Below are 14,017 nucleotides of genomic sequence, written 5' to 3' on the forward strand. Positions count from 1 at the left end.
TGAAAAGACTAATCTGGATTAATTTAGATTAATCTGGATTGCAAAAAAATTATTTTGGACTAATTTGGATTAATTTAGACTGTTCTGGACGAATCACAACTATTTGATTTTCAATAATTAAGTTGATATTATTGCATTTGAATTTAAAATAATTAAAATACAATCAAATGTCAGTACAACTTTACTCCCACTCCAAATCCGATTTGGAAAAAGCGGTTGAAATCATTCTAAAGAAAGCAACCGAATTTACATTGCCGACTAACAAAGCAGAAGAACAACCCGAAGATTTAATTTCTCAAATCGAAGCTACAAAATTTCTGCATATTTCTGTTCCGACAATTATTGAATGGCGAAAAAACAAGAATCTGCCCCATTACAATTTTAATGGTCGTTACTTTTATTCTAAAAAGGAACTTTTGGAATACGGAAAAAATCAAAGAAAGTAAACGGTCAGTTTGCACTGTATAATTTCTATTGTATAACAATTCGTATTAAAAACCTTTTAAAATGAGCAAAATACCTTATATCCGAGTCGGAACCACCTATTACAAAATCATAGAAAAACCATTAATTTCGGGGGACACAACCTCGGTCTTGGTGCGTTGGAATCGCGAAACAATCATTAGCGATCACGGCAAATCTTTCCTTTCGTCGATTTCAAAATATGATGGTTTTTGCTGTATCCCGGAGCATTTAGATTATCAACAAATTGTTCGCGGTTTTTATAATATTTACAACGAAATTCCATTCTCTCCTTCATCTGAAAACGAAAACATCAAAAATGAAATTCCTTTTTCTTTGAATTTTGTGAAGCATATTTTCGGGGAACAATTGGAATTGGGTTTAGATTATTTGAAAATCCTTCTTCAATATCCCACGCAAATTTTACCGATTCTTTGTTTAGTTTCCAAAGAAAGAGCTACTGGAAAATCAACTTTCATTAAATGGTTGAAAGAAATTTTCGGGTTGAATATGACTTACATTAAAGGTGATTCGTTCGGAAGTCAATTTAATTCCGATTGGGCGGCAATGCTCATCGTAGCGATTGATGAAGTGTTTTTCGATAAAAAAGAGATTACAGAAAGACTAAAATATTTATCAACAACCAATAAAGATAAGTTGGAAGCGAAGGGAAAAGACCGAGAGGAAATTGATTTCTTCGCCAAGTTTATTTTGTGTTCCAATAACGAAGAAAATTTTATTCAAATCGATGAAAACGAAATCAGGTTTTGGATTCTGAAAATCAATCCCATAAAATCTGAAAACACCGAATTTTTAGAAAATTTGAAAATTGAAATTCCTCTATTTCTAAGATTCTTGATTAACAGAGCTTTCTTTTCACCCAAAAAGACAAGAATGTGGTTTGCTTCTGAAGAAATAAAAACCAAAGCATTGCAAAAATTGGTCTTCAAAAACGCCAACAAACTAGAATACAAAATAGTAGAACTGTTGTTTGAATTTTTTGAATCGAATGATGAGAATGAAATCAATGTAGTTCCGCAAGATATTCTAAATATGCTTACTAAAATGTTTAAGCAAACGTATTTTACAAGAAATGATGTCCGAAACATTTTGAAAGACAAATGGAAATTAGAACCACAGAAAAATGGATTGACTTACATAAGATATGATATTGACTATTCTGGAAATTTTTGTCAAAATAATTCTGTCGGACGATATTTCACCATTACTAAAAATTTTATTTCAACCAAATCTGTTGATTTGTTGAATTAATTGCTTAAAGAAAAGAATATCAAACAATTAATACTTCAACAAACTCCTCAACAAACTAAAAAAACATAAATATTTGTTGAGTTTTTGTTGAGCAAAATAATTCCACTTTGTTGAATTGTTGAACTTTTGTTGAGCTAATGAATATTTATTAGTCAAATTGTTATAGTATTTTTTCAACAATTCAACGAAAAATTACCCATCACTAACTCGGAAAATCTACACCTATGAACTGCAAACAATTCAATTCCATAAAATTGGAAGAAGTCCTCCAAATTCTCGGACACCATCCAACAAAACAAACGGAAAAAGAAGCGTGGTTTCTCAATCCTTTTGCCACAGAAAATCACGCCTCTTTTAAAATCAATAAAAATCTAAACTATTGGTATTTGCATTCCGAAGGAATCGGCGGAAACAATGTCAATTTTATGAAAAAATATCTGAATGCTTCAGTAAAAGAAGTTTTGGAATGGGCAGAAAAGCAAAATTTCTCTTCTTTTCAACAGCAGAATTTTCAAAATCAGAACTTAGAAAATTTGCATAAAAATTATGAAATTCTTGAAATTAAAAACGTTCAGCATTCTGCACTTTTGGAATATTTGAACGAAAGAAAAGTGGCAAACCAAACTGCGTTTTTGCAGGAAATCCATTACCGAATAAATGGTAAAAATTACTTCGGAATCGGTTTTAAAAACGATTCTGGTGGTTACGAAATTCGCAATAAATACGCCAAAATGTGTTTAGGAAAAAAAGATAGTACCACGATAAAAAACAATTCAAAAAGTGTAAAAATATTTGAAGGATTTTTTGATTTTCTTTCTTTTAAAAGCGTTGAAGAATATTTGGAAAAAGAACCTTCCGATTACATTGTTTTGAATTCCGTTTCGATGATTTCTGCGATTAAAAACTCCCTCGAAAATTACGAAAACATTGAACTTTATTTTGATAATGACGAAGCAGGAAACAGAGCTGTAGAAATGTTAAAAAATGAAGTGAAAAATGTGGAAGACGGTAGGATTTTGTACAAGGATTTTAAGGATTTGAATGAATATCTTACTCGGAAAACCAATGAAGTTCAACAACAATATAAACCGAGATTCAAGAGATGAAAAATGCCCAAAATTTCCCCCGAAACTTATTTGAAAAAATCTTTGAATTAAATTCCAAAAACAAAATTGGAGCAAATACGATTGCGGTTTTCACTTTTATCCTCTACCAATGCGAAGATTTGCAAAAGGAAATTGTATTGTCGGATTATCAAATGGCAAGAGAACTTGGGCTTTCCAGACAAACGATCATTACGGCAAAAAATAAGCTCAAGCATTTAGGTCTTTTGGAATTTAGTAGAAATCGAGGATTTCCGAACCGTTTCATTTTGAAAGGAGATGAATTGCCAAAAAAAGCACCAAAAAACGTAGAAACAAAAGAAATTCCGATAAAAGAATCCGCGCAAAATTCAGAACCAAATATTGATGCAAATCACTCATTTTCCAAATATCCTAATCTAAAACAGTTTATGAATTTCGCCAAGACCTTAGACGAATATTCTGAAAAATTAGACGATGTATTGATTCAAAAATTTCATCAATGGGAAGAAGCCGATTGGAAAAACGGATTAGGAAGACCAATTTTGGATTGGCAAATTGTTCTCAAGAAAAATCTAACGATGCTCGAGTTATTCTCCACATCAAAAGATGAGGGTTCTTTTCCACATAAAATCCCAAACATCAAAAGACCAAAACTGGACTAAAATAAGCAACCCGAACTGGTCTAAAATAAGGTAGTCTAAATACCATTTTTAAATTCTAAAATTTTCATAGCAAGATGTGTCTTTGTTCGTACAAAATTTTCATTTTTTACTACCAAAGACGTTCTTGCCTTTTCTGGGAAAAGGGTAAAAAACCTCGGAACTCGTTTTTTTTTGTTTCTGAAATTCGATCTTTTTTTAGAATTAAGCAACCTGAAATTTGCGTAAGAATTTTTGATACAATTGCGGGTGAAAAGAAAAAAAATGCAATGAAAATGTGATGATAATTTTGAAAAAAGCACAAAAATATTGTAGTTCCTAATTAAAAAATCTTTTAATGCTAATCTTTTTTTAGGCTCATATAAGGATATAAAAGTAACTATAAAAATAAATGCTTTTTTCTTGTGCACGTGAAGAATGTTCAATAAATTTGAGCGTTCATTGTCACTGAACAATTCATTTTATTGAACAATATGCATAAAGAAACGGACATAATTTACGAAGCAATAGCCAATCTGGAAGAGATCACTGGATTGACAATTAGTATTGAAACTACTCGTCCACAGTATGATGCTATCATCAACGTGGGTAATCATACGTTTTATGCGGAGGCAAAAACCAATGCAAGAAAATCGAATATAGGATTAATCTTATCAAAATTTCAAGAATTGGATATGAACAAAAATTGGTTATTGGTGGCAGATTATCTAGCTAAAGATGTGGCAGAGGTTCTTCAACAGCAAAATTACAATTACATAGATGTGGCAGGCAATGCACATATTAAAGTAGGTGAACTTTTCATTTTTATTGAAGGACAAAAGAAAAAGTCAAAAGAAAAGAAAAATCAAAGCCGCGCTTTTCAAGAAGCGGGATTAAAGTTATTGCTGCTATTGATTTCAGACCCACTAAGTCTTCAAACATCTTACCGTGAGTTAGCTGATAAAACGGGTATTTCTTTGGGATCTGTAAGCAATATTTTCACAGAATTAAAAGCCACAGGTTTTCTATTAACAACTAACAACAAAAGGGTTCTTAAAAACAGGGATGTGCTTTTGGATCGCTGGGTAGTTGCTTATAATGAAATTCTAAAGCCAAGAATGCTTCGTAAAAAATACCGCCTTGCAAACGAAGATCGTAATTTTATTAATGTCAATACAGCGGAATTTGGATTTATATGGGGAGGAGAAGCAGCAGCAGGTATTATTACCAATTACCTTAAATCAGATCAATATATCATATATTATGATGAAGATTTGCCAACACTGGTTAGAAATCTAAGGCTTATCCCAGATAACAACGGTAATATTGAAGTTTACAATACGTTTTGGACTAAAGATCTGAACCTGAAATACCATAATACTGCACCACCGTTAGTTGTATATGCCGATTTAATGGGTTCTAATAGCAGTAGAAATATCGAAACTGCAAAAATTATTTTAGAAAATGGATTATAATATATCAAGTGAAAAACTGGAGCATCCACTATTAAAAAAACTATTGGATGAGCTGATTCCCGTATTTCAAAAATTGGAAATCAAGTTTTTCATCATTGGAGCAACCGCAAGGGATATCATTATAGAACTTCACGGAGAAAAATCTGGTAGAAGGACTCAAGACATAGATATTGCCATAGTTGTGGATAAATGGGAAGAGTTTTCAACTATAGAGAAAGAAATAATACAATTGTCTAATTTTGAAAAAGATCCAAAACAACAGCAACGATTTTTGTATCTAAATGATTTTCAATTAGATATAGTTCCGTATGGTGGGATTACAACAGCTGAAGACAAAATCTTCTGGCCACCAGATCAGTCTTTTGCAATGACTGTATTAGGTTTTGAAGAAGCTGAAAAAGATTTGGTCAGGATTAAAATAGATGATACGCTGGAAATTGATATTGTTTCATTGGCAGGAATTTTCATTTTGAAATTGGTTGCCTGGAAAGACAGACATCATAAAGGCAATAAAGACGCGGATGATATGGGATTTATTCTTTTAAACTATCTAAACATCCACGAAGAAAGAGCAGCTATGGAACATTATGAAGAGGTATATGAAATAGAAGAGTTTACAATAACAAAAGCTGGTTCAGCTCTGTTAGGTATTGATATAAATATTCTCTTATCTGACAATGATACTAATAAAGCAAAATTAAAAACGATTATCGAGACAGAGATAAATTTGAAAGAAGACAGTATTCTGTTTAATCAAATTGTGGAAACAAACAAAGTCCAATATGATGATATGCTGGATTGCTTTCAAATCCTCAATCAAAAAATAAAGTAATGAGAACCAATAATACGAAAGAACAAATACTAGAAGATAATTACGTGATGTGCATTCTTACGGAAAAACAGAGAAAAGCAACATCACAAGAAAATAATCTACAGTCTATTATCCGTATGCTCAACGAAGAGTATGGTTTTGATCTGACTGATATGGAACGGGATTTTAATATTATTTACACTGATCCAGATACTGGGAAAAATAAAAAGCAAAAGATTGATCTAGCTATTTTTGAAAAAGGTAAATCGCACGATCAGGATTTTATTATTCGAATTGCTATCGTACAAGATGAAAAGATAAAAGAAAACGACAAGAAAAAAGGTGTAATCATCACCTTAGAAAATACACTTGCAGCTGTTGCTAGTTGTGAGTTTGGTTTATGGACAAATGGCACAGATATCAAATATTTACAACGAGAGGAAGATGATTTTGGTTATGATACCTTTTCTGATTTATCCGACTTTCCAGGGTTTGGAGAAACTTTAGATGATTTAAATCGTGGTGATCGTTCACATAGTCGTAAGCCCGCAAACGATTCCTTAATCAAAGTTTTTAAACGTTCTCACGATTATATTTATGGAAATGAAGGTCGAAAGAAAGATGCGTTTTGGCAACTGCTTTATCTTATTTTCTGTAAATTGTATGATGAAAAAAGGCGTTTTATGCCTTTACCAGATGGTATTTCTTATCGCCGTTTTTTTTGGGTGGGTGTAAAAGAACAAAACACCGCTGAAGGTAGAAAAGCCGTTGCAGAAAGAATTAAGAAAATTTTTATAGATCTAAAAAAGCCAGATGGTCCCTTTTCGGATGTCTTTGACGGGAATGAAGCTATAGAATTGACTGACAAAGGAATAGCATTTATTGCTGGAGAGTTAGCAAAATACTCTTTCCTTGATGCTTCTGTAGATGTGAAAGGATTGGCTTACGAAACGATTGTAAGTAACACATTGAAACAAGAGGCTGGTCAGTTCTTCACTCCTCGTAATATCATTAAAGCGATGGTAGAAATGATGAACCCAACAGAAAATACCCGAGTGCTGGATCCTGCCTGTGGTTCTGGAGGTTTTTTGATAATGGTATTGGATCACGTTCGCAAGCAAATAGCAGAAAAACTATATCCGGAAATTACCGATGAAGTTTTACTTGCCGCAAAATATAATACTCCAGAAGTAAACGAAAGAGTTCGCGAATATGCCGAAAACAGCATTTTCGGTTTTGATTTTGACCCTGATTTAAAGAAAGCGGCACGAATGAATATGGTAATGGCTGGTGACGGACACGCCAATATCTTTCACGTTAATTCTTTGGCTTATCCCAACTGGGAGCATCCTACCGAAATTCAAAAGATTGAAAAAGCAATCAATCGAAGTTTAAAGACAATGAAAGATGATGAAGGTGTTTATGGTAATAGTGCTAGAGGAAAATTTGATATCATATTTACCAACCCACCTTTTGGTGCAAAAGTAAAAGTCGATGAGGATATTGCGGTTAAGTATGAATTATCCAGATATTCAAATGCTCCCGAAGTTTTATTTATAGAAGCTTGTTACAACTTCTTGAAAGAAGATGGTAAAATGGCTATTGTATTGCCAGATGGTATTTTAGGGAATCCTAACACCTTACCTGTAAGAGAATGGATATTAGATAAATTCAAAATATTAGCTTCGGTAGATTTGGCTGTAGAAGCATTTCTCCCACAAGTGGGTGTACAAGCTTCGCTTTTGTTCTTACAAAAAAAATCTGCCAACGAGCGTAATATTGCCCACGAAGGAGAAGAAGATTACGATGTGTTTATGGCAATAGCCGAAAAGTTAGGTAAAGACCGAAGAGGAAATCCGATCTATTTGCGAGATGAAGATGGAGCTGAAATTATTTTCCCAGTGGAAAATAAATATGTAGCCTACCGACCGGAAGATGGGAAGCCGATTGTAAAAACACGTGTTGAAAAACAGCGTGTTTTAGATGATGATTTGCCTAAGATTTCAAAGGCGTATATGGAATTTTAAATAATCAGGAATGATAATACAAAAAATCAAAAAGCAACAAATTGTTGAGTCACTAAGATTCGATGGAAGTTATCATCTTTCCGATGGCACTTTGTATTTAAGAAAGTTACGAAAAATGCCACATCAAGAATTACAAAGTTTATGTTCTGATATTTTTACCGCAGGTAGAAGCAAAAGAATATATACAGAAAAAAATAAAGGATTTCCTTACTTGAGCAATTCAGATGTTGTTAAAGGTAATCCTTTAGACGGTTGCAAATATAATTCTAAAAAATATGCTTTTGATGAACCTTCTTTTCTGAAAGAAGGGATGATTGTAACGGGAAGGGTTGGGGCAATAGGTCAAACAGCCTATATTACATCTGAATTAGAAGATAATCAGGCAATGGGTTCTGATAACATTATTAGAATTGTCTGCAAAGACAAAAATATATCGGGCTATGTTTATAGTTTTCTTACCTCAAAATATGGAAATACACTGATTAATAGATTAGCTGCTGGAGGTGTTCAACCCTATATATCTGAAGATATGTTGAAAGATATTCCTATACCTATCTTATCAGCAGAAACACAGCAAAAGATTCATCAGCTTATTGTAGAAGCGTCTGAATTAAGAGTTGAAGCGAATAGATTGTTGAAGGAGGCAGCTCAAATATTTGAACAAGAATTAAACTACGGAAGAATTACTGATGGAGCTCAATATGGTAAAATTTCTTCCAAAGATTTATTAGGTTTTCATAAAAGATTAGACGGTCAATATCAACTTATTTGGAAGAAAATCAAGAAAGAATACAATCCTAATATTCAGTTTGAAAAAATTGAAAATTTTGCTTCCTCAATATTTGTTGGTGGTAGAGGAAAACGAAATTATGTTGAGAATGGAATTCCTTTTTTGTCATCATCAGATATGATGTTATACAACCCCAAAAGACAAGCGAAGAAAATCAGCCCTTCAACAAATGGTGTTGAACAAATGAAAGTTTCTAAAAGAGATATATTGATTTCAAGGTCAGGAACTGTTGGTAATACAGTAATCGTAGGAGAAGACCTTAATAACACTGTTATTTCAGAACACGCTCTACGACTTAAAGTAAATTCAGAGAAAATATCTCCAAATTATGTATTTGCATTTTTGAAAACTAATATGGGTTTAAAAGCAATGGAAGCTTCTGCATTTGGGTCTGTAATTATCACTTTGAACGAGGAATTGATTGGAAACATTGATCTTCCAATTTTAAGTAATGAATTGCAAAGAGTAATTTCTGAAAAAATAGAAGAATTTATTTCTCTTTCAGATAAATCCGTCATCAAAGAAAACCAAGCCATTGCATTAATAGAAAAAGAAATTGACCTATGGCAAGTATCATAAAACCGCCTTATTTCGAATCGGTTGTAAATGCCGGGGAAAAGAGATTGTTAGATTATCTGGAGATAAATCTTCCGGATAATTATTATTTAATTCCTAATGTGGAGATTGCATCTACCAATCCCAAAAACAATCGTACCCAATACTGGGAATACGATTTAATTGTCGTAGCTCCACACGGCATCTACAATATCGAAAACAAAGATTGGAAAGGGCGTATCGAAGGCGATGACCATTACTGGTATCTCAACGATAAGCAAATGCCCAACCCGCTTAAAACAGGTCGTCAAAAAACATCGATATTGGCATCCAAACTCAAAGAAGCCAACTTTGCTTGGGGAAAAGCGTGGATACAAAATATGCTTACACTTTCGTTTGATAATACTTACCCACCTGTCATTTCGCACGAAGCTCAAAAGCTCACGTTTAGCTTGAACAAAAAACTGATAGATTTTGTTACCGATCCGTACAGCATTGGTAAATTAGAAGATGATATCACTGATATTCAACAAGCAATTGTACAGTTTCTAATTGGTCAGCAATCCAAGAAATCTCCCGAACAAAAAAGAGAAATTGAGGGGTATGAAGTGCTGGAAATCATTCAGCAAGAACCTAATTTTACAGAATACCTAGTAAAACCAAAAGGCGTTACTTCGGTACGTCGTAAAATTAAGGAATATGCTTTGCAAGTAAGCGGATTATCTGCCGAAGAACTGAAAAAACGGGAAGGTAAAATCAAAAACCAATATCACGCACTCAATAAGTTAAAGGCAAAACCTTTTATCCTCAATGTAGAGTTTCGTATAGATGAGGTTAATCATCTCTTCTATGAAATTTCTGACTTTTTAGAAGAAAATTCTTTACGTTCAGAAGCTCGTGTAAAAACCTTTACGTTCAAAGAAAAGATTGATATTATAACCAATGTTATGGTGGCTCTGAAAGAAGCCCATAAAGAAAGCATCTTCCATCGTGACATCAATCCCGATAATATTTATTTGAGTAGTGGTTATGCTTATCTGGGTAATTTTGGTAAATCTTATTTCATTGACCACAGCGAAGAGGGATATACCGTTATGCCAACCATTAATCAAAATAATGCAACGGCTTATCATCCTTTGGAACTAACGGTAAATGATGCAAGTGCGGTTTCGGATATTTATTCGTTAGGCGTTTTAATTTATTGGTTGTTTACGGATAAAGAACCATTTAGTACACCTTATGACTTAGACAAGATGGGTGGTAAACTGAAAGCCGATTTGTTGCCGACACATATCAACTCCAATTTACCCAAATGGATTGATGAAGTGTGTTTGCAAACCATTTTAACAGACGATTTAAAGCGGATAGACAGCATAGAAACCTTGCAGGATTTTATTGCCAATGCCATAGAAAGCAAATCTATTGCAGAAGTAGCTCCTGTGGTTGCACCTGTTGTAAAATCATCCACTTTTGAAGAATTAAAAGAAGGCGATTCTATTGGAACGTATTCCATTCACAAAACATTGGGTAAAGGCGGATACTCCAAAGTATTCAAAGTAAAACACCGCATTCAAGATACTTTTTATGCTTTGAAATTATTCAATGAAAGTGTAAATTTTAGTTCTGTAAAAGACGAATACGATGCGTTGATCAATTTAAATCATCCCAACATTGTTCAATTCAAATGGAATGATGAAGCGGCTTCGGGGCAGTTTTTTACGGTAATGGAATATTTAGATGGGGAAAATTTAAGCATTTATACTCGCACTGATGCCAAATTGCCTATTCACAAGATATTTCAAGTGGGTAAAGAAATTCTTTCTGCTTTGGTAGAAATGCAGTCCAAAGAAAAACCTGTTTTGCACCGAGACATTAAGCCACAAAACATTATTTGGGACAAAGGAGAACGCTTTGTCTTAGTAGATTTTAATGTAGCTTCTTCTACTTTGAAAAATAGTGAGTTTGTTGGAACAATTCCCTATTTAGCACCCGATCAGATTATTGATAACTATAAGGTAAATTGGGATTTATCTACAGATACTTTTGCACTCGGCGTAACTTTGTATGAGTTGCTTTGCAAACAATATCCTTGGCATCCTTCAAAAACACCTATGGCAAGTAGGCAGCCGAATAATCCAAAAGCATTAGAACCCAGAATATCAAATGAATTTGCATCGTTTTTATTGAAAGCCATTGCTACTGATGCTTCTCAGCGTTTTCAAAATGCAAAGGAGATGTTTAATGCCTTGGTTGTCATAGAAGATAAGATTTTAGAAGATATTACTCCAAAAACTAAAGAGAATGTAACGACTGATGTGAATATCATTCAATACATCAACTCGCTGTATAGCCAATCGAAGTACGGAAATTTTGGAACGAGAGTAAATAGCAATGCTCATCAGTTAGACGAGCAAACCTACACACCTACCAAATTAGATAAAAGTTTAATCCCAGCTATTGTAGATGGACAATATAAATTGGTCATCATTACTGGAAATGCAGGAGACGGAAAGACTGCATTTATTAAGAAAACCGAACAACACATTTTAGTAAAAGATGTTGAGCATTTTACCCATCATAACGGAGCAAAATTTAAAATTAATGCTGTTGCTTACGAAAGTAATTATGACGGTTCGCAAGATGAAGAAAACAATATTAACAATGATGTTTTAGAAAGATTTTTCCAGCCTTTTGAGGAAGTGAAAGATTATGATCAAGCCACTGAAGGAAGGATTATCGCCATAAATGAAGGACGTTTGGTCGAGTTTTTAACCACTTCAAAAAAACACCAAAAATTAGCAAAGCTGATTGAAGACTATTTCAACAATGAAGGGCATACAGAGCTTCCAAAAGGAATAATGATTGTCAATTTAAATCTTCGCTCTGTAGTCGCTGATGATATGGGAACAGGAAGTTTGTTTAAAAATCAGGTAAAAGCATTAACACAAAAATCGCTTTGGACGAAATGTGAAGGATGTGAGCTGGCAAAAGATTGTTTTATCAAATATAATGTTGATACATTAAACGATACAGCTTCTGGAGAAACGGTAATTAACCGATTGGAATGGTTAATAAGAACGGTAAGCCTAAAACGCGAATTGCATATCACGATGCGAGATATACGGTCGCTTATTGCTTTTATACTTACTCGTGATGTTTCTTGTGAGGAGTTATCAAAAGTAGAAGAACTGAAAAATGTTACACCTGAAAAATATTGGCAGTATTATTATTTCAATATTACCAATCCTAATTTAGATGATAGCGGTAATAGAGACCGTTTGATAAAACTTTTGCGAGAAACAGATATAGGAGAAGTTGCCATTCCGCATTGGGACAGAGAATTATTTTTCAGCAAGCACAATCTAAAAGACTACGTTGAGTTTTCGGAAAGAGAGCAGAATTTGTTAGAAGCTTTTAACGACGAAAAATCATTTATTCCAGCACACGAACAAACTCCAGAACTCATTCGAGAAATAAGGGAAAAGCACAAAGTGTTTGCAAGACATCATTATTTTGAAGGGAAAACTGCTTGGTTCAAAGAAGATGAAACGCTTGAAGATAAAACCGAAAAACCAAACGAAAAAGGGCTAAAACCCTCCTATTTATTACGTTTGCCTTACAAATCGGTTTTTGATTTTGTTTCCATATTATCTCAATCAACCATAGATGAAAAAACAAAGCAGGTGATTTCCAGAGCGGTTTCTCTAAATGAAGGTTGTGATAATGAAGCACTTGATAAAGAAAATTTAATTCTTGCCTCTACTGATGTGAAGGATATTCGAGGAAGATCGTTCAAGATGTTTCCTTTAGAAGATTTTGAATTAATTGTAAATCGTACAGACCATTTAATCAAATATCTGGAGTATGAGCCAGATAGTTTAATATTCAGACATAGAACGAATAAGCAGATACGGTTGGCTATTTCGCTTGACCTTTATGAGATGTTGTATTTTATAAAGAAAGGTTTTAGTCCGTCTTTGAATGATTTGAAAGGCAAGTTCATCGAATTGATTGTTTTCAAAAATTTATTGGAAAATCTAAACTATGATGAGATAGTGGTAACAGCAGACAACCGTTTGTTTTATTCCATTAAAAAGAAAAACAACAAAATTGCTATTAACAAATTAACCTATTAGATATGGCAATCAAATTAAACAAACAGGAAAGCACATTCAGAAATGAGCTTCTTTTTACCGCTGATGCCAAAACGATTAGAATTGATAATACGTTGGTCAACCTTTTTATGCTTTTGAAGCACGAAGGTATTCGTCCCAAACAACGAACAAGAAGAGGCGATAATGTTTTTATTGAATTAGATAAACTGAAAAATATTTTTCAAAAATTAGAGGAAAATAACGAATTAGAAGGTTTTAACGAAAATCCTGAAGCGGTGGAACTTTGGTTACGTACCAACCTTGTTAATATGGTAAACCGTGGAAATTCGGAGAAAGAAAAAGTATCTTCATTAAGACCTATTCATCTTGAAAGTTATCGGGTACGGAATGTTCCCAATACAAGAGATTATTTTACAGCAGACCAAGTTTACCTTATGCTAGGGCAAAATCCTATTGTAAAAGAAGAACTACGGAATTTTTTAGCCGAGGGATGGGATAAAACAACCAACACATTGCTTCCATCAAAAGAATTGGATGTGGACAGTTTGGGTATTCTTTACTTAATCAAGAATGTTAATCCTGGCTTTTTGGAGAGTAATACAACACTCAATAAGATAAAACCACTTTTAGAGAAGCAAGCCGAATTGTTTTGTGATGATGTTAGAAGATTGTTGGTAACCTGTTGTGCATTTAGGATAAATTCATTTTAATTTTGTTCAAACTTCTTTTGAAAACAAAGAAATTGAGATATTGAATCATTGTAAAAGATGTGATTTTGGAGGTAATT

At 33.4% G+C, this 14,017-nt stretch carries 10 protein-coding genes; all 10 read left to right on the top strand.

The annotated features are described in order from the left end of the window. Positions 1 to 167 precede the first annotated feature (167 nt). The 10 genes from DTW91_RS09175 to DTW91_RS09220 all read left to right on the top strand — a co-directional run bounded on the left by DTW91_RS09175 (position 168) and on the right by DTW91_RS09220 (position 13,940). A complete protein-coding gene (locus DTW91_RS09175; protein WP_125203088.1) occupies positions 168 to 446 on the top strand; it encodes a helix-turn-helix domain-containing protein in 279 nt (92 codons plus the stop codon). A 61-nt stretch (positions 447 to 507) separates the two neighbouring features. Beyond that, positions 508 to 1,734 carry a primase-helicase family protein gene (locus DTW91_RS09180; RefSeq protein ID WP_125203089.1) on the top strand — a complete coding sequence of 409 codons (1,227 nt, stop codon included), beginning with the start codon at positions 508 to 510 and terminating at the stop codon, positions 1,732 to 1,734. Between the two features lie 224 nt (positions 1,735 to 1,958). Beyond that, positions 1,959 to 2,840, top strand: a complete 882-nt coding sequence (locus tag DTW91_RS09185) for a toprim domain-containing protein (protein ID WP_125203090.1) — start codon at positions 1,959 to 1,961, stop codon at positions 2,838 to 2,840. Next, positions 2,837 to 3,481, top strand: coding sequence for a helix-turn-helix domain-containing protein (locus tag DTW91_RS09190; RefSeq protein WP_125203091.1), 645 nt, complete (start codon positions 2,837 to 2,839; stop codon positions 3,479 to 3,481). Before DTW91_RS09185 ends, DTW91_RS09190 begins: the two co-directional genes overlap by 4 nt. A gap of 470 nt (positions 3,482 to 3,951) precedes the next feature. Next, complete coding sequence (locus tag DTW91_RS09195) at positions 3,952 to 4,932, top strand: type IV toxin-antitoxin system AbiEi family antitoxin (RefSeq protein WP_125203092.1); 981 nt, start codon at positions 3,952 to 3,954, stop codon at positions 4,930 to 4,932. Then, a complete protein-coding gene (locus DTW91_RS09200; RefSeq protein WP_125203093.1) occupies positions 4,922 to 5,764 on the top strand; it encodes a nucleotidyl transferase AbiEii/AbiGii toxin family protein in 843 nt (280 codons plus the stop codon). Before DTW91_RS09195 ends, DTW91_RS09200 begins: the two co-directional genes overlap by 11 nt. After that, complete coding sequence (mads2, locus tag DTW91_RS09205) at positions 5,764 to 7,770, top strand: methylation-associated defense system DNA methyltransferase MAD2 (protein WP_125203094.1); 2,007 nt, start codon at positions 5,764 to 5,766, stop codon at positions 7,768 to 7,770. Before DTW91_RS09200 ends, mads2 begins: the two co-directional genes overlap by 1 nt. 10 nt (positions 7,771 to 7,780) lie before the next feature. After that, positions 7,781 to 9,139, top strand: coding sequence for a methylation-associated defense system restriction endonuclease subunit S MAD5 (mads5, locus tag DTW91_RS09210; protein WP_125203095.1), 1,359 nt, complete (start codon positions 7,781 to 7,783; stop codon positions 9,137 to 9,139). Beyond that, positions 9,124 to 13,251: a methylation-associated defense system protein kinase MAD6 gene (mads6, locus tag DTW91_RS09215; protein WP_125203096.1), complete on the top strand. Its 4,128-nt coding sequence runs from the start codon at positions 9,124 to 9,126 to the stop codon at positions 13,249 to 13,251. Before mads5 ends, mads6 begins: the two co-directional genes overlap by 16 nt. Before the next feature lie 2 nt (positions 13,252 to 13,253). Further along, entirely contained in the window at positions 13,254 to 13,940 is a 687-nt protein-coding gene (locus DTW91_RS09220) for a hypothetical protein (protein WP_185144766.1), read from the top strand. Positions 13,941 to 14,017: the final 77 nt, after the last annotated feature.

It is taken from the genome of Chryseobacterium sp. SC28 (assembly GCF_003932955.1).
In the GTDB taxonomy this organism is placed as follows: domain Bacteria; phylum Bacteroidota; class Bacteroidia; order Flavobacteriales; family Weeksellaceae; genus Epilithonimonas.